This window comes from Nonomuraea maheshkhaliensis (genome assembly GCF_039529435.1).
In the GTDB taxonomy this organism is placed as follows: Bacteria; Actinomycetota; Actinomycetes; order Streptosporangiales; family Streptosporangiaceae; genus Nonomuraea; species Nonomuraea maheshkhaliensis.
The window spans coordinates 1-21,413 of record NZ_BAAAMU010000136.1 but is presented as its reverse complement, the minus strand read 5'-3'; the positions used below and the strand labels follow the sequence as shown (position 1 = coordinate 21,413).

The following is a 21,413-nucleotide window of genomic DNA, read 5'->3' as shown; positions in this document are numbered from 1 at the left end:
AACATGTCTGATCTGCTCGACCCTGATCGGCTCGAATCTGATCTGCACGGCTCCGATCGGCTCGGCTCCGATCGGCTCGGCCGGGCCCGCGCCGAGCGCGCGGCTCCCGGCGCCGCGCTGGCACGGGACGCGGCGGAGATCGTACGGGCGGCGCGGGCCATGGCCGAGCGCTTCGGACGCGGCGGGCGACTGCTCGCCTTCGGCGCCCCGGCGGACGCGGCGCACGTGGCGGTGGAGTTCACCCATCCGGTGATCGTGGGCAAGCGCGCGCTGCCGGCGCTCGCGGTGGACACCGTCCGGCTCAGGACGCTGGGACGGCCCGAGGACATCGCGATCGGCATCGGGATCGGCGACGGCGGGGTGCTGGAGACGGCGCGGGGGCTGGGGATGTTGACGGTCGTCCTGGCCGCCGATCACGGCGGCGTCGTGGCCGATCACGGCGGCGTCGTGGCCGATCACGGCGGCGTCGTGGCCGATCATGTGCTGGTCGCGCGCACCACGGATCCCCTGGTCGCCAGGGAGCTGCACGTCACCACCTATCACCTGCTCTGGGAGCTGGTCCACGTGTTCTTGGAGTCCTCGTGAACGTTCCCGGCGATCCCGCCGACGCCTGCGAGCGCTGTGTGACCTGCGGCGACGTAGCCGTACCCGTTCGGATCGCGCGATTGTTGCCCGACGGGCTCGCGCTGGCCGACACCGGTGACGGCACCGAGGAGATCAGCGTGGCGCTCGTCGCGGCGCGGCCGGGCGACACCGTGCTCGTGCACGCCAAGGAGGCGATCGCGGTGGTGGAACGATGACCGGCACGACGCTCTACCCGTTCCTGCGCCGCGATCCGCTGGACCTGACCGCGTCCACGGCGGCCAAGGCGCGCGAGAGCCTGGAGCTACGGCTGCGCGTCCTGGACGAGCTCGGCCCCGGCCTGGCGGCGTGCGCGTCGGCGGTGGCGGCGGCGCTGAGCGGGGGCGGGCGGGTCTTCGCCTTCGGCAACGGCGGGAGCAGTACCGACGCCGAGTCCGTGGCGGAGCTGTTCGTCGAACGGGGCCTGCCCGCGATCTCACTGGCCTGTGACTGCGCGCTGGTGACGGCGCTCGGCAACGACGTCGGCTTCGAGGTGGTCTTCGCCCGCCAGCTCGCCGCACTCGGCGGGCCGGGCGATGTGGCGATGGCGCTGTCCACCAGCGGCGGCTCGGCCAACGTGCTGCGTGGGCTGGCCGAGGCCGGGCGGCTGGGCATGGTCACGATCGGTTTCGCCGGCTCGGGCGGCGGGCGGCTGGCCGCGGAAGGGCTGGCCGGGCACCTGTTCGTGGTGCCGTCGTCATCGGTGCACCGCATCCAGGAGGCCCAGGCGACCCTGTACCACCTCCTCGCCGAACTGGTCGCGGCGCAGACGCCGTGACGGAAGCCGCCTGGCACGCGGTGGCCGGATGGCGGCGAGGTGGTCAGCAGATGCGGGGCAACGGGTCGCCGACGAGGACCTCGACCACGCGGGTGCCGCCGACGGCGGTGCGGAGCAGGACCATGGCGGCGGGCTCAGGAGCCACCGTGCCGATGATCGCGGCCTGCTCGCCCAGCGGATGGGCGCGCAGGGCGTCCAGGGCGCGGGTGGCGTACTCGCCGTCCACGACGGTCACGAACCGGCCCTCGCAGGCCACGTAGAGCGGGTCGAGGCCGAGCAGTTCGCAGACGCCGGTCACCTCAGGGCGTACGGGGATCGCCGCCTCCTCCAGCACCACGGCCACGTTCGAGGCGGCGGCCACCTCGTTCAGCACCGTGGCCACGCCACCGCGCGTGGCGTCGCGCAGCGTCCTGACCCGGCCGCCGGGCAGGGCGTCCAGCAGCCCGGCGACGACGCCGTGCAGCGGCGCGGTGTCGGAGGCGATCGCGGCCTCGATGTCGAAGTCGCCCCTGGCCAGCATGACGGCGGCGCCGTGGGCGCCGATCGGGCCGGAGACGAGGACGGCGTCGCCGGGCTGAGCGGCGGCGGCCGAGAGCGTGACGGGCCGTTCGATGACGCCGACGCCGGTGGTGGTGATGTAGCAGCCGTCGGCGCGGCCCCGCTGGACGACCTTGGTGTCGCCGGTGACGATCTGCACGTCGGCGACGGCAGCGGCGGCGGCCATGGAGGCCGCGATCCTGCGCAGGTCCTCGACCGGCAGTCCCTCCTCCAGGATGAACCCGGCCGACAGGTAACGCGGGCGGGCGCCGCACATGGCCAGGTCGTTCACGGTGCCGTTGACGGCCAGGTCGCCGATGTCGCCGCCGGGGAAGAACAGCGGGGAGACGACGTACGAGTCGGTGGTGAAGGCGAGGTTGACCCGTACGCCCTCCTCGCCCGCGCCGAGGCGCAGGGTGGCGCCGTCCTCCAGCGGTTCGAGCAGCGGGTTGCGGAACGCGTCCAGGAAGACGGCCTGCACCAGCGTCTGCGTGGCCCGCCCACCCGAGCCGTGGGCGAGCGTGATGCGCTCCTCCCTGACGACCGGCCTGCGCCGCCGGGCCCGCTCGATCCGATCGAGCACCTGCTGTTCCGTGCTCACGCCGGGCTCACCTCTCGCTCGCCGGCCGGCCCGCGGGTCCTGTCGCGGGTGAAGCGGCCGAAGTTGTAGTAGGCGGCGCAGGCCCCCTCCGAGGAGACCATGCAGGTCCCGATCGGCGTCTCCGGGGTGCAGGCGGTGCCGAACACCTTGCACTCCCAGGGCTTGAGCACGCCCTTCAGCACCTCGCCGCACTGGCACGAGCGCGGGTCGGCGACGCGTATCCCGGGCAGGTCGAAGACGCGTTCGGCGTCGAAGGCCGCGTACTCCTCGGCCATCGCCAGCGCCGAGTGGGCGATGAAGCCCAGCCCGCGCCACTCGAAGTGCGGCCGTAGCCGCATCACCCGCCCGATCGCCTCCAGCGCGACCGGGTTGCCCTGCCACGGCACCACCCGCGCGTACTGGTTCTCCACCTCGCACCGCCCCTCGGCCAGCTGGCCGAGCAGCATGTGCACCGAGGTCAGGATGTCCACCGGCTCGAAACCGGCCACGACCAGCGGCTTGCGGTAGTCGCGGGCGATGAACGCGTACGGCTCGCAGCCGATCACCGCGGACACGTGGCCGGGGCCGATGAAGCCGTCGAGGCGCAGGTCCGGCGAGTCGAGGATGGCCTTGATCGCCGGGATGATCATGACGTGGTTGCAGAAGACGGAGAAGTTCTTCACGCCCTCGACCGCCGCCCGCAGCACGGTCATGGCGGTGGACGGCGCGGTGGTCTCGAAGCCGATGGCCATGAAGACGACCCGCCGGTCCGGGTTCTGCTTGGCGATCTTGAGCGCGTCGAGCGGCGAGTACACCATCCGGATGTCCGCCCCCGCCGCCTTGGCGTCGAGGAAGGATCCGGTGCCGCCGGGCACGCGCAGCAGGTCGCCGAACGAGGTCATGATCACGCCGGGCTGCCCGGCGATGTGCACGGCGTCGTCCACCCGGCCCATCGGGATCACGCACACCGGGCAGCCAGGCCCGTGGACCAGCGACACCTCCGGCGGCAGGTGGTCCTCCAGCCCGTGCTTGTAGATGGTGTGCGTGTGTCCGCCGCACACCTCCATGAACGCGTAGGTCCGTCCTGGACGGCACCGTGCCGCGATCCCGGCGGCCAGGGCGCGCGCCCGGTCCGCGTCGCGGTACTCATCGACGAAGCGCATGTGCCCTCCTCAGGAGATGTCCGACGCGCGCAACGCGTCGATCTCGTCCTCGTACGGCTGCCCGAGCCCTTCCAGGTACGCGAGCACGGCCTGCGCCTCGTCCTCGGAGATCTTGGACAGCGCGAACCCCACGTGCACGAGCACCCAGTCGCCCGGGTTCAGCTCCTGCCCGTCGAGCAGCCCGATGTTGACCCGCCGGCGTACCCCGCTGACCTCGACCACGGCCAGGTCGTCGTGCCCGCCGGCCGGGCCGACCAGCTCACCGGGAATGCCCAGGCACATCGGCCGCCGTCCCCTCGCCGCCGAACCAGACCGACTCCAGCACCAGCTCGTCGCCGCCGCTGACGCTCACGTCACCGCTGCCGCAGGCCGGGCACGCGGCCAGCGCGTCCATCGACTCCGACCGCCCGCCGCAGGCCACGCATTCGATCGTGGCCGGCACGATGACCAGATCGATCACCGCGTCCTGCGCGGCCGTCCCTGCGGCGGCGATGGTGAACGCCTGCCCGAACGCCTCCTCGACGACCGCGTGCCTGGCCCCCACGCGTACCCGGGCCGAGGCCACCGGCCGGCCCGCCGCCTGGTTGTGGATCAGATCGACGAGTCCTTCGCACAGCCCGATCTCGTGCACCTACATCCGCTCCATCCTGATGTACCGGCGGATCCCCGGCCACTGGTGGACCACGATCGCCGCCAGCCCGCAGAGCAGGAGCAACCGCACCATCCGCGACTTCCACATGCCACGTCACCTCATCCGTGAGCACGATCGCGGCAGCCCCGTCCGGCGCTTTCCGCAATCATTTCCATAACCAGGGCATTCACCAGACCGGCCGCCTCCGGGACGGCCGCCTGGACGGGGGCGCTCAGCTCGTACAGCGCCTCGCCGGCGCTCTCCGGCTCGCAGCACACGACCCGGATCAGCCGCGGCACCGGGCCCAGCTCCGCGGCCAGTCGCAGCACCTTGACCGGGTCCATGCCGTGCGTCTCCAGCGGCTGCCCGGTGTGCCCTTCCCGTTCTGCGAGGGTCGCCGGGTCCAGGACGGTCAGGGTGCCGGGTGGCTCGCCGCGCGGGGCCGCGTCGACGAGGATCGCGGCGTCGTAGTCGCGTTGCAGCGCGTAGACCAGGTCCATGCCGCGGATGCCGAAGTCCACGACGTCGACGCCCGGTGTGCGGGGCGCGGCCGACAGGTGGCGGGCCACCTCGACGCCGAAGCCGTCGTCTCCCAGGAAGACGTTGCCGATCCCGGCCACCAGGACGCGGAACGTCCGCTCGCCGAGCGGCTCGATCTCCTCGGCCGCGTAGAAGAAACGGTGTCCGGGCAGCCGGGCCTCGCCCAGGTCTCTGCCGGGGTCGTCGTCGACGGTGACGGCGAAGTGGAACGCGCCCTCCTCGTCCTGCTCGACCGCTTCCACCACGCCTTCCCTGCCCGTCAGGACCAGGTCGAGCACGTCGGCGGTGCCCCTCGGGCGCAGCCGCACCCGGCTGCCCGCGCGCACCTCGACCCCGTCCACGACCACCACGGAAGGGCCGCGCCCCTCCATCCGGGTCCAGAAGTCAGCCATGTGCCCCTCCCCTTCCACCGGCCGCCGCCGGCCCCGTGTCGCGCCAGGTGCCGCTCAGGCGCATCAGCTCCTCCTGGGTGAGCGCCGTGCAGCGGTCGAGGATCTCGCGGGCGCGTGGGTCGCCGGCCCGGATCTCCTCCCGTTCGCCGTCGCTCAACGCCAGTACGCACAGCGTGAGGAGCTGGTCGATCTCGGTCGCGTCGAACAGGTCGCCGGGGCTCTCCGGCGCGATCTGCGGCTGGTCGTACAGGATGATCGGCGCCGACAGCACGGTGTGCAGGTCCTCCCCCGCCAGCACCGGCCACAGGCCGTCGTTGCGGCAGGCTCCGGCGTGTTCACGCAGGTCCGGCGGCGGGTCCGTCTGGGAGACGAAGCGCCCGTCCGGCGCGTGCAGGACGACGTGCGCGGACACGAACGTGCGAGCCGTCGTCTCCTCCCGGGTCCCGCCCGGTGGCCATGGCGTGGTGTTGACGACCTCGGCCGTGACCCGGAAGAGCCTGGGCCCCAGCCGCTCGGCCCGCGCCTCGACGTGCCCGCACAGCGCCTCCCACCGGCGCACCACCTCTGCCGCCCGCTCCTCGCCCGCCGTGCGCGCCTCCCCCGCCGCGCCCTGCTCTGCCGCCGCGTGTTCCTCGCCGGCCGCGAGGTCGATCCGCGCGAGGGCCGGGACGCCGCCGAGGGTCAGGTCCGGTGCGCGTACCTCGCGCTCGCGTGCCTCCTCGCCCCGCCCGGCCGCGCCGATCCTGGCCACGACGTGCAGGAACCGTACGGACACCGCGACGGTCGCGCCGGGCTCGGCCTCGACCAGGCACTCGGTACGGATCCGCGACCGGTCGCCGCACCCCTCGGGATGCACGCCGCCGATCGTCCAGCGGTGCCGGTTCTTCAGCGAGGACTCGCGGTAGGGCCACAGCAGGTAGCCCTCGTAGAGCACCGCCCGCGCGATCCGCCTGACGTGCTCGACCCCGCCGTCCGCGTCACCGGCTTGCGGGCCGCTCACCGTCACGTCTTCCGCCGTCATGTCGTCAGCCCTTTCGCCAGCAGTGAGCGGATCACGTCGTCCCAGCCGGTGAGCGTGTGCCGCACCTTGTACGCGTACAGCCGGTCGAACTCCTCCCGGCCCAGCCGCACCCACGCCCCGCCGGGAAAGTGGCGTTCCATCAGTTCCCGCCACACCCGCACCGGCATCGCGAAGGCCGCCTCGGCCCGTCTGGGCAGGTGCGCGGCCTGCAGCCGGCCGCCGTCCAGGTAGAAGACGGTGCCGGTGAACAGGAAGTCCAGCGGCGCCACGCCGTCCTCCAGGCCGTGGAAGTACTTGGCGGCGGCCACCTCGAAGTCGTACGTGCACGGCACGGTGATCCGGGCCTTCGCGCTCCCGGTGAAGCCGGGCACCTGGGTGACCGTCTGCGTCCACAGCAGGCTGGACAGGTTGCGCGACCACTCCTCCGGTGGGCCGAACAACTCGGCCAGCCGCTCCTTGTCGCGCTCGCCGTAGCGGCGGCGGGTGGCGTCGATGCGGATCTGGGTGGCGAGCGTGAGCGAGCGGACCTCGTGCCCGCCGGCGGCTCGCAGGGTCAGCGTGAAGTCGAGGGCGGGCACGGCGGCGGGGGCGGCCGGCTCGACGCCCTCGACCTCGATGCTCAGCTCTGGCGGCTCGGACGGCATGTCAGGCGGGCGACAGGTTCGGCATGCTGGGGTCGATCGGGTCGTGTTTGCCGGGGTTGATGCCGGTCGAGCGCTTGGCCGTGGAGCGGCCGTCGGGCAGGTGACCGTCCTGTTTGTCGTAGTTGCCGGTGGCGTTGCCCTCCTTGACGCCCTTGACGTGGGCGGGTCCGTCGGGCTTGACGTCCGGGTGGCCGGTTCTGATGGGTTTGCGCGCGCTCATGCGGAGCTCCTGTCGTCGCTGAGGTCGGTGAAGAAGCGGGCGATCCGCTCGCGTACGGCCGGGCCGCCGGTCAGGCCGCGCCAGTGGGAGCGGACCAGGCCGACGAGCCGGTAGCAGTCGTCGAGCGGAACGATCCAGGCGCCGTGGTCGCGGTCGAGCAGCAGCGCCTCGACGTCGGGCTCCAGCAGCTTCATGAGCGGGTCGTCCCACGCCGGGCCCGCCACGGCGCCCGCCGGGCTGGGGTAGTACATGACGCTGCGTCCGGCGCCCGAGTCGCGTACCAGGAAGACCGTGCGGACGGGGGCGCCCAGGCCGGACCAGGTGAAGCCGTCCTGGCGCTCGCGCCGCCGGGGCACCAGGCGGTACTGGGTGCCGCCCGCCGCAGCGTTGTCGAAGAGCACCTGGCAGGCGCGGCAGGCGCAGCACAGCTCGCGGGTGGTCAGGTCGAGCAGGTGCCGGTGCCCCTCGGGCACCGGCTCCCCGCACAACTCACACCGCTCCTCCCCACCGGGCCCGCCGTCGTCCGGTGCGGGTGTGGTGGCGGGTGTGGTGGCGGGTGTGGTGGTGCGTCGGCGGCGGGTGAGGTCGTGCAGGCGCAGGCCGCCGGTGGGCGTCTTGCCGCTCACTGCGCCGCCGCCCCGCGTCGTACGGTCAACGTTTCGACGGGGATCACCGGCCGCTCGTCCAGCTCGACCTCCACCCGTTCCACCTCGGGCGCCGCCGCGCGCACCGCCCGTTCCACCCCCGCCGTGGCCGAGGAGCGGCAGCCCGAGGCGCGCACGCGCAGCCGGGCCACGCCGTCCTCCAGGGTCAGCAGCTCGGCCCCCGCTCCGGCCGCCGCCGCCTCGGCGCGGGCCCGTACGGGCAGCGGATGCAGGTCGTGCAGCACGAGCAGGTGGGAGACCAGCTCGTCGCCCGCCAGCTCCGCCGCCAGCGGCTCGCCGGCCAGCGCCATCACCCGCGCCAGCCCGTCGCCGTACAGCTCAAGCAGCTCCCCGACCAGCTCGATCGCGGCCGGCTCGGCCTCGTCGAGGAGCGCCTCGATGCGCTCGATCCGCTCCGTCATCGCCCCCGCCGCCTATCCGGCCGCGCCGAACGTCGGCGAGTGCACCTGTTGGAGCACCTTCCCGTCGCCCAGGTACATGTGCACGCCGCACGGCAGGCACGGGTCGAAGCTGCGCACGGTACGCATGATGTCGATGCCCTTGAACGACTCGGGCCCGTTCTCCTCGAAGATCGGCAGCCCCTGGACGGCGTCCTCGTACGGGCCGGGCGTGCCGAAGCTGTCGCGCGGGCTGGCGTTCCACGGCGTCGGCGGGTACGGGTGATAGTTCGCGATCTTGCCGTCCCTGATCACCATGTGGTGCGACAGGACCCCGCGCACGGCCTCGTGGAAGCCGCAGCCGATCGCCTCGTCCGGCACGTCGAAGTCGTTGAACACCTGGGTCCGCCCGGCCCTGACCTCGCCCATCGCCTGCTCGACGAAGTAGCACGCCATCGCCGCCGCGTACGCGACGAAGTAGACGCGGGCCCGGTTGCGCTCGATGGTGTTGGCCCAGCGCGGCACCTTCCACTCGAAGCTCATCTCCGGCAGGGTCATGCTCTTCGGCAGGTTGATCTCCACCGAGCCGCCCGTGGCGCGGACGGTGCCGGTGTCGACCAGCCCGGCGAGCGCGGTCGACCAGAGCCTGGCCAGCGGGCCGCCGCCGGTGTCGAGCGCGAGGTGGTCGCCGGTGCGGCCGTCGTACCAGCGGGGGCTCATCACCCAGCTGTAGTTGCCGCCTTCCAGGTCGCGCTTCTGCGGCTTGGGCAGCGTCGTCTGGTTCCACGGGTGGCGCTGGTCGACCGGGTTGCCGAGCGGGTCGTGGGTGACGAACGTCTCCTCGGACTGCCAGTCGTCGTAGTACGAGCTGCCGAGCAGGATGCGGATGCCGAGGTTGATGTCGACCAGGCTCGTGGTGAGCAGTTCGCCGTCGAGCACGATGCCGGGCGTGACGAACATCTTGCGGCCCCAGGAGGCCATGTTCCGGTAGTCGTAGTCGACGGCGGCGGGGTCCTGGAAGGCGCCCCAGCAGCCGAGCATCACCCTGCGCCGGCCGACCTCCTCGTAGCCGGGCAGCGCCTCGTAGAAGAAGTCGAAGAGGTCGTCGTTCATGGGGACGGCCTTCTTGACGAAGTCGAGCACGCGCAGCAGCCTGGCCAGGTAGTCGGTGAACACCTGGGGTGTCGCGACGGTGCCGACGCCGCCCGGATAGAGCGTGGACGGGTGCACGTGGCGCCCCTCCATCAGGCAGCACATCTCCCTGGTGACCCGGCTGACCTGCAGCGCCTCGCGGTAGACGTCGCCCTCGAAGGGGTTGAACGCGCGCATGACGTCGGCGATCGTGCGGTAGCCGTGGATGCGGGCGTTCGGCGCCTCGGTGGTCTCGGCGCGCCGCAGCAGGCTCGGGTTGGTCTGCTTGACCATCTGCTCGCAGTAGTCGACGAAGACCAGGTTGTCCTGGAAGAGCGTGTGGTCGAACATGTACTCGGCGGCCTCGCCGAGGTTGATGATCCACTCGGCCAGCGGCGGCGGTTTGACGCCGTACGCCATGTTCTGCGCATAGATCGAGCAGGTCGCGTGGTTGTCACCGCAGATGCCGCAGATGCGGCTGGTGATGAAGTGCGCGTCGCGCGGATCCTTGCCCTTCATGAACACGCTGTAGCCGCGGAACAGCGACGAGGTGCTCCTGCACTCGACCACCTCGCGGTTGTTGAAGTCGATCTTCGTGTAGATGCCGAGGTTGCCGATGATCCTCGTGATCGGGTCCCAGGACATCTCGACCAGTTCGCGCTCGGTACCCTTCGCCTGGCCGCGTCCCGCGGTACGGGTTGTCACCTTGCCGTTCCCCCTAGTTGCCCCAGCGGGGGTCGTACCCGCTGGTCAGCTTGCGCCCGTTGTGCCGCCACTTCGGCTCCCTGTTGGCCGAGCGGTTGGTGATGGAGCGGAGCCTGCGGATCAGCGAGCCGTAACCGGCGCTCGCCGTCGCCGACACCGACGCGCCGGGGGGTTCGTCCATGAACGGCATGAACTTGTCGGGGAAGCCGGGCATCGTGCAGGCGATGCAGACGCCGCCCACGTTGGGGCAGCCTCCGACCCCGTCCATCCAGCCGCGCTTGGTGACGTTGCAGTTGACCACCGGGCCCCAGCAGCCGATCCGCACCAGGCATTTGGGCGAGTTGTAGTCGTGGGCGAAGTCGCCCTGCTCGTAGTAGCCGGCCCGGTCGCAGCCCTCGTGCACGGTCTTGCCGAACAGCCAGGTGGGCCGGAGCATCTCGTCCAGCGGGATCGTCGGCGCGAGGCCGGCCGCCTGGTAGAGCAGCCAGGTCAGGGTCTCCATGAAGTTGTCGGGCTGCACCGGGCAGCCGGGCACGTTCACGATCGGCAGGTCGCCCGCCGAGCGGAAGCCGGAGCCCAGGTAGTCGGTCAGGCCCATCGCGCCGGTGGGGTTGCCCGCCATGGCGTGGATGCCCCCGTACGCGGCGCAGGTGCCGATCGCGACCACGGCCCACGCCTTGGGCGCCAGCCGGTCGATCCACTCGTTGACGGTGATCGGCTCGCCGGTCGCCGGGTCGTTGCCCATGGCCGTCCAGAAGCCGTCGCCGTTGATCCGCTCGTTCGGGATCGACCCCTCGACCACCAGGATGAACGGCCCCAGCTCGCCCCGGTCGGCCTGGTGGAAGGCGGCCATGAAGGCGTCGCCGACCTCGGTGGCCAGCACCTTGTTGTGCAGGTGCACCTTGGGCAGGCCGGGCACGAGGCCGAGCAGCACGTCCTCGATGCTGGGCAGCGTGGCGGCCGTGACGGACACGGTGTCGCCGTCGCAGCTCAGCCCCTCCGAGGTCCACAGAATGTGCACCTCGTCGAGCGCGGTGGATGTCGTCATGGCCCAACCCCCCGATCGGCCACTCCAGGTGATGCTCCATCACCTCTCCGTAGCGCACATACCGCTCAGAACGCGCCCGCAAACCCACAGCCCTAACATGACACAAGGTGAGCATTCTCTAGCGCACCGTGTCATAACCTGCGCTTGCACGACGAGGCGGGGGCAGGCGGACACTCGAAGTGACCGCTCATCGCCCGACCGAGGAGGCTCCTCGTGCGCGACGGGTTCGAGTCCCGAGAGACCTGGCCTTTCGAGTGCCTGCGCTGCCTGTACGTCTGGGAGGAGGACTACCTTGTCCGTCACGTGACCGACGACCACGGCAACGAGGTCCAGATCTGGCTGAGCGCCGGAGTGACCGTGCAGCCACCCTGGTCGGGGATGGCCTGCCCGGCGTGCGGCGCGTACCACCTGACCTCGTTCCCCGCTCATTACCTCAGCCGTCATCCCGAGCTGACGGCGGCGCCCGACCCCCCGCCGCTGCCCAAGGCGCCGGTCGGCCCCGCCGGGGACGCGGAACCGTCGATCGCCTCCCCCGCCTTCCGGATGCCGCTGCCGCGCCGGATGCTCATCGCCCTCGGCGTGCCGGTGATCGCCTTCGCGGGCTACGAGCTCTACCGGTACGTCTTGGCCCCCATCGGGCACCACTAGCGGCCGGGCAGTTCGCGCAGCGAGCGCAGCGGCGAGGCCAGCCCGAGCGCGGTGCCGGCCAGCATCAGGCAGGACGTGACGACCAGCGTGGCCCGCGGCCCGAGCGCCGTGCCCGCCGCGCCGCCGAGCAGCGCGCCGAGCGCCTGCCCGCCGTAGGCCAGGAAGCGCCAGGTGGCGTTGGCCCGCGAGAGCAGTTCGGGCGCGATCAGGGCCTGGCGCAGGGTCTGCTGGTTGACCCCGAACAGGGAGGGGCCGCTGCCGCGCAGGACCTGCGACACGACGAGGACGGCCAGCGTGACGGCGAACGGGCCGGCCGCGGCGGCGAGCACCAGCCCGGCGGCGGAGGCCAGGCCCATGCCGGCGATGAACGCCGGCCCTGGGCCGAAGCGGTGGGTGACGCGGGTGGCCACCAGCGCGCCGGCGACACTGGCCACGCCGCTGACCGCGACGAGGACGCCGATCAGGCCCGCCGTGAGCCCCAGGCCGTGGACCAGGTAGAGGACGAGCACGACGGCTTGAGCCTGGCCGGCCAGCGCGCCCACGGTGGCGGCCAGGATCACCGCCCGCATGACCCGGTCGGCGAAGACCGCGCGCAGCCCCTCGGCGATGTCGGCCCGCAGCCGCACGCGGCGACGCTCCCCCGCCGCCGGTGGCCGGCCCGCCACGCCGATGCGGGTCTTGAGCAGGGCGGAGATCGCGAAGGAGGCCGCGTCCACGTCGATGGCGACCGGCGCGGTGAGCGCCGAGACCAGCAGGCCGCCCGCCGCCGCGCCGGTGGTGTTCAGCGTGGCGTTGCTCAGCATGAGCGTGCTGTTGGCGGCCAGCAGCCGCTCGCGCGGGACCAGCGACGGGGTGAAGGACTGCGCCGCCACCGCCTCGAAGAGCCCGGCCACCCCGGCCAGCGTCACCACCGCGTACAGGTGCCACATCCGCAGCAGGCCCAGGGCGGCCAGCACGGGCAGCGCACCGAGCAGCAGCGCCCTGGCCGCGTCGGCCAGCACGATCGTGCGGCGGTACGGCAGCCGGTCCACCCACACGCCGGCGGGCAGCCCCAGGACGAGGTGCGGTAACAGCCCGGCCGCGCCGAGCAGGCCCATCTCCGTGGCCGAGGCGTCCAGGTGGAGCACCGCCGTCAGGGGCAGCGCCACCGTCGTGACGCTGGATCCCAGCAGGGAGACGGAGTTGCCCAGGAACAGCCGGCGGAAGTCGGCGTGCGCGGCGAGGACCGCCCTGGGCCGGGTCAGGAGATGCCCAGCCGGTCGAAGTCCACCAGCAGGTCGGCGGCGTCGCGGGTGGCGCGGATGGCCGCGGCGTTCGGCTCGTCCACCTCGGCGACCCAGCGCACGGCCTCGTCGGGGGTCTTGCCGAACCGGACGTGCCTGACGGTCAGGCGTTCGAGGCGGATCCGGTCGTCGAGGTCGGCGTACCAGACCTCGGTCATCGCGGCCTGCACCCGCCGCCACGGCTCGCCGGACAGGAGCAGGTAGTTGCCCTCGCTGACGACGACCCTGGCCTGCGGCGGGACCGGGATGGCACCGGCGATGGGCTGCTCGATCTCGCGGTCGAACGACGGGGCGTAGACGACGTCGCTCTTTTCCGCGCGCAGGCGGTGCAGCAGCGCCAGATAGCCGTGGCCGTCGAACGTGTCCACGGCGCCCTTACGGCCCCGGCGGCCGAGCCGTTCGAGCTCGACGTCGGCCAGGTGGAAGCCGTCCATCGGCACCCAGACGGCGGGCAACCCGGTCTCGGTGAGCGCGCCGGCCAGCCAGCCGGCCAGCGTGGACTTGCCCGCTCCCGGGCAGCCCGCGATGCCGATCAGCACCCGCTCGCCGCCGCGCGCCAGCGCGCGCACGCGGTCGAGCAGCGCGCTCGCGTCAGGTCCGGCGGAACGGCTCAGAGCGCTCCCGTCGAGTCCGGCCGGACGGCTCACGGGGCTCCCGTCGGGTTCCGCTGAACGGCTCAAGGCGCTTCCTCGGGGGTCGGGGCCGGGGTCGGGATCATTATCGCCCGCGCGCGCCGGTCCCGGCCCGCCCGTTTCTCACCAGGTGACGGGCAGCTCGTAGACCCCGTAGACCTGGCCGTCGTGCTTGAACGGGATCTCCTCCATCTCCGCCGCCAGGGCCAGGGTGGGGATGCGCCGGTAGAGGGTGCCGTAGACGACCTGCAGTTCCAGCCGGGCCAGCGGCTGGCCAAGACATTGGTGCACGCCGAAGCCGAAGGCCACGTGGCGGCGGGCGTCGCGGCTCACGTCCAGCTCGTCGGGGTCGGGGAAGACCTCGGGGTCTCGGTTGCCGATGTCGTTGGGCATGATGATGCCCTCGCCCGCCCTGATGACCTGGCCGGCGATCTCGATGTCCGCCGTCGCGACCCGGCGCCGGCCGCTGTGGGTGATGTTGAGGTAGCGCAGCAGCTCCTCCACCGCCCCCGCGACCAGCGTGGGGTCCTCGCTCTCACGCAGCAGCGCCAGTTGGGCCGGATGGCGCAGCAGAGCGAGGGTGCCGAGCGCGATCATGTTGGCGGTGGTCTCGTGCCCGGCGATCAGCAGCAGCACGCCCATCTGGGCCGCTTCCTGCCGGGTCAGCTCGCCGGCGCCGACCCGGCCGGCCAGCTTGGACAGCAGGTCGTCGGCCGGGTGCTCGATCTTCCTGCCCACGAGCCCGTCCAGGTACTCGAACAGGCTCCCGAACGCGACCGCGCGCTCCTCCGGCGTGACGCTGCGCTTGATGACGGTCTTGCTGTTGTCCTGGAAGAAGTCGTGGTCGGCGTACGGGACCCCGAGCAGCTCGCAGATCACCAGCGACGGCACCGGCAGCGCGAACGCCTCCACCAGGTCCACCGGCCTCGGCCCGGCCAGCAGGTCGTCGATCAGCCGGTCCACGATCCGCTGGACGGCGGGGCGCATGCCCTCGACCCGCCTGACCGTGAACGCGCCCTGCACCATGCGGCGCAGCCGGGCGTGCTCGGGGTCGTCCATGAGGATGAAGCTGAGCGAGCCCCCACCCATGCCGGCGGTGTGGATCGGATAGCCGGGCCGGGTGACGTCGGCGCTGACCCGCGGATGGCCGAGCAGCGCCTTCTGCTCGGCGTGCGTGGTCACGAACCACGGCGTGCTGCCGTCCCACAGCCGCACCTTGGCCAGCGGGCCGTGGCGGCGCAGCTCCCGCAGCTCGGGCGGTGGGTCGAACGGGCACGTCGCGGCCCTGACGCCGGGGAACTCGGGGACCGCCTCGTCCGCGGTGATCTTCATCGATGACCCTCCTTGACTTCCGGCCTGTCTCACTGTGACGCCGCCTGTCGATTTGAGGCGGTATCAGCCAACCAAGCAGGTGGGACCGAGCCAAGCACGTGACTTAAAGTTTGCCTCCGGGCCACGTCCCCACCCTGGCGGCGCGCCCCGGAGCCCACTTCCTCCGGACGAGACCTCCGACACACCGGCCCGGTTTCTTCGCGAGCCTCATTGAATGGTCATGCAGTCGTATGTATATACTTCTACTCGTGTCCAAGATGCTCACCTCTCTCCCAGTAGGCGAACGGGTCGGGATCGCCTTCTCCGGCGGCCTCGACACCTCCGTGGCGGTCGCGTGGATGCGCGAGAAGGGTGCGGTGCCCTGCACCTACACCGCCGACATCGGCCAGTACGACGAGCCCGACATCGCCTCGGTGCCCGGTCGCGCCGGCGCGTACGGCGCCGAGATCGCCCGCCTGGTCGACTGCCGGGCGGCCCTGGTGGAGGAGGGTCTCGCGGCACTGTCCTGCGGGGCGTTCCACATCCGCTCCGGCGGCCGCACCTACTTCAACACCACCCCGCTCGGCCGGGCCGTCACGGGCACCCTGCTGGTGCGCGCGATGCTCGACGACGGCGTGCTGATCTGGGGAGACGGCTCCACCTTCAAGGGCAACGACATCGAGCGGTTCTACCGCTACGGCCTGCTCGCCAACCCGTCGCTGCGCATCTACAAGCCGTGGCTGGACGCCGACTTCGTCCACGAACTCGGCGGGCGCAAGGAGATGTCGGAGTGGCTGCTCGCCCGCGACCTCCCCTACCGCGCCAGCACCGAGAAGGCGTACTCGACGGACGCCAACATCTGGGGCGCGACCCACGAGGCCAAGGCGCTCGAACACCTCGACGCCGGCATCGAGCTGGTCGAGCCGATCATGGGCGTGCGGTTCTGGGACCCCGAGGTGGAGATCCCCACCGAGGACGTCACGATCGGCTTCGAGCGCGGCCGGCCGGTGACCATCAACGGCAAGGAGTTCCCCTCCCCCGTCGACCTGGTGCTCGAGGCCAACGCCATCGGCGGCCGGCACGGGCTGGGCATGTCCGACCAGATCGAGAACCGGATCATCGAGGCCAAGAGCCGGGGCATCTACGAGGCTCCCGGCATGGCGCTGCTGCACGCCGCCTACGAGCGGCTGGTCAACGCCATCCACAACGAGGACACCCTGGCCAGCTACCACAGCGAGGGCCGCAAGCTGGGCCGGCTGCTCTACGAGGGCCGCTGGCTCGACCCGCAGTCGCTGATGCTGCGCGAGTCGCTGCAGCGCTGGGTCGGCACGGCCGTCACCGGCGAGGTGACGCTGCGGCTGCGGCGCGGGGAAGACTACTCCGTCCTGGAGACCTCCGGCCCCGCGTTCAGCTACCACCCCGACAAGCTGTCCATGGAGCGCACCGAGGACGCCGCGTTCGGACCGCTCGACCGCATCGGCCAGCTCACCATGCGCAACCTCGACATCGCCGACTCGCGCGCCAAGCTGGAGCAGTACGCCGGGCTCGGCATGGTCGGCAGCCCGCACCAGACGCTGCTGGGCGCCACGCAGGTGGCCGCGACCGACCTGATCGGCGCGATGCCCGAGGGCGGGGCCGAGGCCATCGCCGCCCGTGGCGAGGTGCCGTCGCCGGGCGACGTCCCCGACGACGAGGAACTGCTCGACCAGGCCGCCATGGAGCTCGGCACCGACTGAGCCCGCCGCCGAAACTCCGAGCCGCGCCCCGCCACCCCCGGGGCGCGGTTCTTCGCGTTCGGGGGGCGGCGGGGTTTCGGCGGGGTGCGGGATCGAGGCCGCCGGCGGCGCGATGACCGGATCACGCCGCCGCGCGGAGCGGAAACGATCTTCAGTGCGGGGAACGATCTCCCGAGCGCCCGGCCCTTGGAACGATCTTCAACCGGGCTCCCCGAGCCGCCGATTCGCGATCCTGGATCGCGAATTCGCGGCCGAACAACCCTTCTGACCTGGTACGGAACCGGCAGTCAGCCGCCGTTCACCGGCGAAATTGATCAAAGCTGGACGGATGCCCCCAGACGCGGATCCTTCCCACGATGATTCTGGTAACAAACATTTCCCAAGATAACCGGTCTATCGTGTTGTCATTCACTGGAATTGTTGGAACATATGGTTCGAGTCATCGAGTGAGGTCCATAGATCGCATACCGGAAAAAGGGTAGCGGCGAGGGGAAAGGGGCAACGCTCATGCATCAGCGTGCTGTCCGAAACTTGGCCAAGCTCGAAACCACGCAGGCCAGGATCACCCGCCTTTTCGACGCGGCGGCCGGCGGGAAGAACAACTTCCTGGCCGACAAGGACACGGTGCGCCATTTCGATCAAGCCACCCCTGCCCTGACGAACGCGGCCCGCGCGGTGCTCGAGTTTCTCTCCCGGATGATTCGCCATCTTGCCACCGTCGAGGGCATCGACCAATTCATGATCGTCGGTAGTGGCATCCCCAGTGGCCTTCCGGCCGGCAATCGGTTACATGATCTGGCCCGCCGTTCCGCCGCCTCGAACCCGCGTGTGCTGTATGTCGAGAACAATCCGATGGTCGTCGCCATGGCCCAGGCCACCATCGAACCGTTCACCGATCTGGTGCGTGTGGTGGAGGGCGACGCCAGGGAGATCGACGACGTGCTGCGCGACCACGTGGTGCAGACCTTCCTCGACTGGGACCGCCCCATGGCCGTGCTGCTGCTGTCGGCCTACAGCCTCGACGACGACGAGCACGCCCACTACGTCATCAAGCGCCTGCGTCACACCGCTCCCGCCGACAGCTTCCTCGGCCTGCTGCACACCACGTTCGACGGCATCCCGCCGGAGCTGCTGCCCGCCATCCGCGACATGCTCGCGATGACGCTGCCCCACCTCGCGATCCGGTCCCGTGAGGAGGTGGCGGCCCTGCTGGAGGGGCTCGACCTGGTGGAGCCCGGTCTGGTGTGGGTGCCCGAGTGGCGTCCAGGCGGCGGTGACCTCGCCTGCCGCGACGAGCCCAGCTCTTCCGGCAACTTCGGCGCCGTGGCCCGCATCCCCTGAGCAGCCGTGGCCCGCATCCCCCGAGAAGCCGTGGACCCCATCCCCTGAGAATCCGCCCCTTCCATCGAGATTCTTCCCCTCACGCATTCACAAGAGCGAAGGTGAACGATTATCGTGGAATTGGGAGCGCTCCCAAAGGCCGAGAGATGTGATGCGTATGGCCCTCCAGCCAGGGTCCCTGTCCGCCCCGCCGGTCCGCACGGTGGAATACCTGCTGCCGTCCGTGCCCGCGGGGGTCGGCGAGGCCCGCTCCCTCGTCCGCTCCGACCTGATCCATTGGGGCCTCACGCACATCATCGACGACTGCCTGCTCATCGTGAGCGAGCTGGTCACCAACGCCGTACGCCACGGCGGCTCCGCCTACGCCCTGCGCTTGGAGACACGCGCGGGCCGGCTGTACGGCGAGGTCTTCGACCCGGGCGACGGCATCCCCGCCCAGCGCTCACCCGACCTGGACGCGCCCTCGGGGCGGGGGCTGCAGATCGTCGCCGCGATCGCCGACGAGTGGGGCGTGGCCGCCGCCAGCGGCGGCAAGGTCGTCTGGTTCTCGGTGATCTGCGCTCCCTGACGTCTCCCCCACCTTTCCTGACGCCACAAGCCCGGCGAAACCGTCATTCCGCCCGCACAGGCCCTCCGACCTGGTGCATCACACAGGCAATCTCCAGGTAAGCCAGGTACTCTCCCTCGGCATGAAGTGGCAGCGCACAATAAACGGCGCGCTGGCCAGGTACACAGGATTCCAGGTCAACCGAGTAGGTAAAGCAGGGCAAGCGGCGAGCACGCCGGCGAAGGCCCCGGCCAAGCGGCCGGAGACCCCGTTCCGTCCGCCGGCCGATCCCGAGACCGACCGCCTGCTGCGGGCACCGGTGTTCATCATCTCGCCGGTCAGGTCGGGCTCCACGCTGCTGCGGGCGATGCTCAACGCTCACCCGGACCTGCACGCTCCCCATGAGCTGCACGTACGCCGGTTGCGGGTGGAATTCGATACCTCGCTGGCCGAGAGGGCGATGTCCGCCCTCGGACACACCAAGGCCGATCTCGAACATCTGCTCTGGGATCGGGTGCTCCACCGCGAGCTGGTACGCAGCGGCAAACGGTTCATCGTCGAGAAGACCCCGGCCAACGCGTTCGCCTACGAGCGCCTGTCCGCCTGCTGGCCGGACGCCCGGTTCGTCTTCCTGCTGCGTCACCCCGCCTCGATCGCGACCTCCTGGCACGAGGCCAGCCCCGACAAACGCACCCCCGGCGAGGCCGCGGCCGACGCGCTGCGGTACATGAAGGCCGTGCAGCGGGCCCGCACCGCGCTGCCCGGCCTGACCGTGCGTTACGAGGAGCTGACCGCCGACCCCGAGCGGATCTCGCGCGGCATCTGCGACTTCCTCGGCCTGCCCTGGGCTCCCGAGCTGCTGTCCTACGGCCGGCCCGAGGTGGTGACCAAGGGTCTCGGCGACTGGAAGGACAAGATCCAGTCGGGCACGGTGCAACGGGGCCGCGAGCTGCCCCTGGCGGAGGAGATCCCCGAAGGACTCAAGGCCATGTGCCGGACCTGGGAGTACCTCTCGTGAAGATCCGCTACATGCTGCTGCACGCCTACGGCATGGGCGGCACCATCCGTACCGTGGTCAACCAGGCCAACGCCATGGCCGAGGCGGGCCACGACGTCGAGATCGTCAGCGTGGTCCGCCGCCGCGACGAGCCGCAGTTCGCCATCGACCCCCGGGTCCGGCTGTCGGCGCTGGTGGACCAGCGCGACGGCGTCGTGCCCGACTCGCTGGCCAGGAAGGTGTGGCGGCGCGCCCGCGGCAAGATCGTCCCGTACGGCGAGTTCGCCGCCGAGTACTTCACCGAACGCGTCGAGGGGGCGGTCATCGACTACGTCTCTTCGCTCACCGACGGTGTCCTCGTCACCACGCGCCCGGCGCTCAACCTGATCTCGGCCCGCCGCACGCCGGCCAGCGTGATCCGGGTCGCGCAGGAGCACATGAACCTGGCCTCCTACCACGAGGCGGTCCGCGAGCAGATCGCCCGCCACTACGGCCGCTTCGACACCATCGCCGTGCTGACCGAGACCAGCCGCGAGGAGTACACCACCCTCCTGCCGGGGACGCCGGTGGTGCGCATCCCGAACGCGGTGCACATGGACGACCGCGAGCACAGCCGGCAGCAGAACCCCGTCGTGATCGCCGTCGGCCGGTTGGTGCCCCAGAAGGGCTTCGACATGCTGATCACCGCCTTCGAGACCGTCGCCCGCGAACATCCCGGGTGGAAGCTGCGCATCTTCGGCACCGGCCCGTTGAAGGAGCGGTTGCAGGAACGCATCGACGAGGCCGGGCTGGGTGAGCGGGTCCGGCTGATGGGCCGCAGCAACCGCATCCACGACGAGCTGGCCAGGGCCTCCGTCTACGCGCTCAGCTCCAGGATCGAGGGGCTGCCGATGGCGATGATCGAGGCCATGGGCCACGCCCTGCCGATCGTCGCCTTCGACTGCCCCACCGGGCCCGCCGACGTCCTCACTCCGGGCAAGGACGGGGTGCTGGTGCCGCCGCGCGACACGGACGCCCTGGCCGCCGCGCTCGGCGAGGTGATCGCCGACCGCGACCTGCGGGTGCGGATGGGGGCCGCCGCCGCGGAGACGGCCTTCTCCTACACCCCGCGGGTCGTGATGCCGCTCTGGGAACAGCTGTTCGCGTCGCTGGAACACGGGCGCGCGAACGGCTCCAGAGCGGCCGGCTGACCGGTCAGCCCTTGTAGGGTTTGACGAGGTCCCCGTACTCCGCCTCGGAGGTGGCGTACTCCAGGGCGCCGGTCCTCGGATCGACGGCCACGAAGTACAGCCAGGGCCCCTTGGCGGGGTGCAGGGCCGCCTTGAGCGCCGCCGCGCCGGGCGACAGGATCGGGCCGGGAGGCAGGCCGCGATGCCGGTAGGTGTTGTACGGCGTCCGCTTCTTGACGTCCTTCGCGGTCGCCCGGGTGCCGTGCTTGCCGAGCCCGTACAGGAGCGGGCTGTCGACCTGCAGATACATGCCGCGATCCAGGCGGTTGCGGATGACGCGCGCCACCTTGGACATGTCGGCCTCGGTGGGCGACTCCGCCTGCACGATGCCGGCGATGATGACCGTGTCGAGGGGCGCGGGCCTGGCGTCCAGGCCGAGCTTGGCCGACTCCGCGCGGAAGCGGGCCACCATGGCGGCGAGGATTTCCGTCGGCGTGGTGGCGGCGGTGTACTCGTACGTGCCCGGGTAGGCGAAGCCCTCCAGCCGGCCCTTGGCGTAGGCGGGCAGGCCCAGCGCCCGACCGTCGCGCGCGGCCTGCTCGAAGGCGGCACGTGGCCTGCCGGTCGCCTGGGCGAGCCGGTCGCGCTGGCCAGCGAGGCGCGTCCCCTCCCTGATGGTGATCCGGTTCGGATGCG

Annotated in this window: 26 protein-coding genes; 9 read left to right on the top strand and 17 right to left on the bottom strand. The window is 71.4% G+C overall.

Annotation, left to right across the window (positions count from 1 at the left end):
• Positions 1 to 3: 3 nt before the first annotated feature.
• Genes ABFX54_RS47785 through ABFX54_RS47775 form a run of 3 tightly spaced genes read left to right on the top strand, consistent with a single transcriptional unit; the run spans position 4 to position 1,399 of the window.
• On the top strand, positions 4 to 585 hold the full coding sequence (locus ABFX54_RS47785) for a phosphoheptose isomerase (protein WP_346113766.1): 582 nt from the start codon (positions 4 to 6) through the stop codon (positions 583 to 585).
• Positions 582 to 800: a HypC/HybG/HupF family hydrogenase formation chaperone gene (locus ABFX54_RS47780; protein WP_346113765.1), complete on the top strand. Its 219-nt coding sequence runs from the start codon at positions 582 to 584 to the stop codon at positions 798 to 800. Before ABFX54_RS47785 ends, ABFX54_RS47780 begins: the two co-directional genes overlap by 4 nt.
• A complete protein-coding gene (locus tag ABFX54_RS47775; protein ID WP_346113764.1) occupies positions 797 to 1,399 on the top strand; it encodes a D-sedoheptulose-7-phosphate isomerase in 603 nt (200 codons plus the stop codon). Before ABFX54_RS47780 ends, ABFX54_RS47775 begins: the two co-directional genes overlap by 4 nt.
• A gap of 43 nt (positions 1,400 to 1,442) precedes the next feature.
• Here ABFX54_RS47775 and hypE read toward each other — a convergent pair whose 3' ends face one another.
• Genes hypE through ABFX54_RS47715 form a run of 13 tightly spaced genes read right to left on the bottom strand, consistent with a single transcriptional unit; the run spans position 1,443 to position 11,053 of the window.
• Positions 1,443 to 2,537 (bottom strand): hydrogenase expression/formation protein HypE, encoded by a 1,095-nt coding sequence (gene hypE / locus ABFX54_RS47770; RefSeq protein ID WP_346113762.1) that lies wholly within the window; start codon positions 2,535 to 2,537, stop codon positions 1,443 to 1,445.
• Complete coding sequence (gene hypD, locus ABFX54_RS47765) at positions 2,534 to 3,679, bottom strand: hydrogenase formation protein HypD (protein WP_346113761.1); 1,146 nt, start codon at positions 3,677 to 3,679, stop codon at positions 2,534 to 2,536. Before hypD ends, hypE begins: the two co-directional genes overlap by 4 nt.
• A 9-nt stretch (positions 3,680 to 3,688) precedes the next feature.
• On the bottom strand, positions 3,689 to 3,961 hold the full coding sequence (locus tag ABFX54_RS47760; RefSeq protein WP_346113759.1) for a HypC/HybG/HupF family hydrogenase formation chaperone: 273 nt from the start codon (positions 3,959 to 3,961) through the stop codon (positions 3,689 to 3,691).
• Positions 3,939 to 4,310 carry a hydrogenase maturation nickel metallochaperone HypA gene (locus ABFX54_RS47755; protein ID WP_346113758.1) on the bottom strand — a complete coding sequence of 124 codons (372 nt, stop codon included), beginning with the start codon at positions 4,308 to 4,310 and terminating at the stop codon, positions 3,939 to 3,941. Before ABFX54_RS47755 ends, ABFX54_RS47760 begins: the two co-directional genes overlap by 23 nt.
• Positions 4,311 to 4,418: a DUF6893 family small protein gene (locus tag ABFX54_RS57280; protein WP_428834652.1), complete on the bottom strand. Its 108-nt coding sequence runs from the start codon at positions 4,416 to 4,418 to the stop codon at positions 4,311 to 4,313.
• 11 nt (positions 4,419 to 4,429) lie between these two features.
• A complete protein-coding gene (locus tag ABFX54_RS47750; protein ID WP_346113756.1) occupies positions 4,430 to 5,242 on the bottom strand; it encodes a hydrogenase maturation protease in 813 nt (270 codons plus the stop codon).
• Positions 5,235 to 6,263 carry a hypothetical protein gene (locus ABFX54_RS47745; RefSeq protein WP_346113755.1) on the bottom strand — a complete coding sequence of 343 codons (1,029 nt, stop codon included), beginning with the start codon at positions 6,261 to 6,263 and terminating at the stop codon, positions 5,235 to 5,237. Before ABFX54_RS47745 ends, ABFX54_RS47750 begins: the two co-directional genes overlap by 8 nt.
• Positions 6,260 to 6,907: a DUF6084 family protein gene (locus ABFX54_RS47740; protein WP_346113754.1), complete on the bottom strand. Its 648-nt coding sequence runs from the start codon at positions 6,905 to 6,907 to the stop codon at positions 6,260 to 6,262. Before ABFX54_RS47740 ends, ABFX54_RS47745 begins: the two co-directional genes overlap by 4 nt.
• A 1-nt stretch (position 6,908) precedes the next feature.
• Positions 6,909 to 7,127 (bottom strand): hypothetical protein, encoded by a 219-nt coding sequence (locus tag ABFX54_RS47735; RefSeq protein ID WP_346113753.1) that lies wholly within the window; start codon positions 7,125 to 7,127, stop codon positions 6,909 to 6,911.
• Positions 7,124 to 7,753 carry a DUF5947 family protein gene (locus tag ABFX54_RS47730; protein ID WP_346113752.1) on the bottom strand — a complete coding sequence of 210 codons (630 nt, stop codon included), beginning with the start codon at positions 7,751 to 7,753 and terminating at the stop codon, positions 7,124 to 7,126. Before ABFX54_RS47730 ends, ABFX54_RS47735 begins: the two co-directional genes overlap by 4 nt.
• On the bottom strand, positions 7,750 to 8,193 hold the full coding sequence (locus ABFX54_RS47725) for a hypothetical protein (protein ID WP_346113751.1): 444 nt from the start codon (positions 8,191 to 8,193) through the stop codon (positions 7,750 to 7,752). The genes ABFX54_RS47730 and ABFX54_RS47725 overlap by 4 nt, the downstream gene beginning before the upstream one ends.
• A gap of 12 nt (positions 8,194 to 8,205) precedes the next feature.
• Entirely contained in the window at positions 8,206 to 10,005 is a 1,800-nt protein-coding gene (locus tag ABFX54_RS47720) for a nickel-dependent hydrogenase large subunit (protein ID WP_346113749.1), read from the bottom strand.
• 13 nt (positions 10,006 to 10,018) lie between these two features.
• A complete protein-coding gene (locus ABFX54_RS47715; protein ID WP_346113748.1) occupies positions 10,019 to 11,053 on the bottom strand; it encodes an NADH-quinone oxidoreductase subunit B family protein in 1,035 nt (344 codons plus the stop codon).
• A 213-nt stretch (positions 11,054 to 11,266) separates the two neighbouring features.
• Between ABFX54_RS47715 and ABFX54_RS47710 the strand changes: the two genes are divergently transcribed.
• Positions 11,267 to 11,701, top strand: coding sequence for a hypothetical protein (locus tag ABFX54_RS47710; RefSeq protein ID WP_346113747.1), 435 nt, complete (start codon positions 11,267 to 11,269; stop codon positions 11,699 to 11,701).
• Here ABFX54_RS47710 and ABFX54_RS47705 read toward each other — a convergent pair.
• From ABFX54_RS47705 to ABFX54_RS47695, 3 genes are all read right to left on the bottom strand, one after another.
• A complete protein-coding gene (locus ABFX54_RS47705; protein WP_346113775.1) occupies positions 11,698 to 12,945 on the bottom strand; it encodes an MFS transporter in 1,248 nt (415 codons plus the stop codon). The genes ABFX54_RS47710 and ABFX54_RS47705 overlap by 4 nt on opposite strands.
• Complete coding sequence (locus ABFX54_RS47700; protein ID WP_346113746.1) at positions 12,942 to 13,631, bottom strand: nucleoside/nucleotide kinase family protein; 690 nt, start codon at positions 13,629 to 13,631, stop codon at positions 12,942 to 12,944. The genes ABFX54_RS47705 and ABFX54_RS47700 overlap by 4 nt, the downstream gene beginning before the upstream one ends.
• 108 nt (positions 13,632 to 13,739) lie before the next feature.
• Entirely contained in the window at positions 13,740 to 14,948 is a 1,209-nt protein-coding gene (locus tag ABFX54_RS47695) for a cytochrome P450 (RefSeq protein ID WP_346113745.1), read from the bottom strand.
• Positions 14,949 to 15,196: 248 nt separating this feature from the next.
• Here ABFX54_RS47695 and argG point away from each other — a divergent pair, with 248 nt between their 5' ends.
• From argG to ABFX54_RS47670, 5 genes are all read left to right on the top strand, one after another.
• Positions 15,197 to 16,663, top strand: a complete 1,467-nt coding sequence (argG, locus tag ABFX54_RS47690; protein ID WP_346113744.1) for an argininosuccinate synthase — start codon at positions 15,197 to 15,199, stop codon at positions 16,661 to 16,663.
• A gap of 507 nt (positions 16,664 to 17,170) precedes the next feature.
• Positions 17,171 to 18,004 (top strand): SAM-dependent methyltransferase, encoded by an 834-nt coding sequence (locus ABFX54_RS47685; protein ID WP_346113743.1) that lies wholly within the window; start codon positions 17,171 to 17,173, stop codon positions 18,002 to 18,004.
• Between the two features lie 157 nt (positions 18,005 to 18,161).
• The gene (locus ABFX54_RS47680) at positions 18,162 to 18,572 is read left to right on the top strand and encodes an ATP-binding protein (RefSeq protein WP_346113742.1); all 411 of its coding nucleotides are present in this window, start codon (positions 18,162 to 18,164) and stop codon (positions 18,570 to 18,572) included.
• 121 nt (positions 18,573 to 18,693) lie between these two features.
• Complete coding sequence (locus ABFX54_RS47675; protein WP_346113741.1) at positions 18,694 to 19,569, top strand: sulfotransferase family protein; 876 nt, start codon at positions 18,694 to 18,696, stop codon at positions 19,567 to 19,569.
• Positions 19,566 to 20,738, top strand: coding sequence for a glycosyltransferase family 4 protein (locus tag ABFX54_RS47670; RefSeq protein ID WP_346113740.1), 1,173 nt, complete (start codon positions 19,566 to 19,568; stop codon positions 20,736 to 20,738). The genes ABFX54_RS47675 and ABFX54_RS47670 overlap by 4 nt, the downstream gene beginning before the upstream one ends.
• 4 nt (positions 20,739 to 20,742) lie before the next feature.
• Here the strand turns inward: ABFX54_RS47670 and mltG are convergent.
• The coding region (gene mltG, locus ABFX54_RS47665; RefSeq protein ID WP_346113739.1) for an endolytic transglycosylase MltG at positions 20,743 to 21,413 on the bottom strand (671 nt) is incomplete at its 5' end.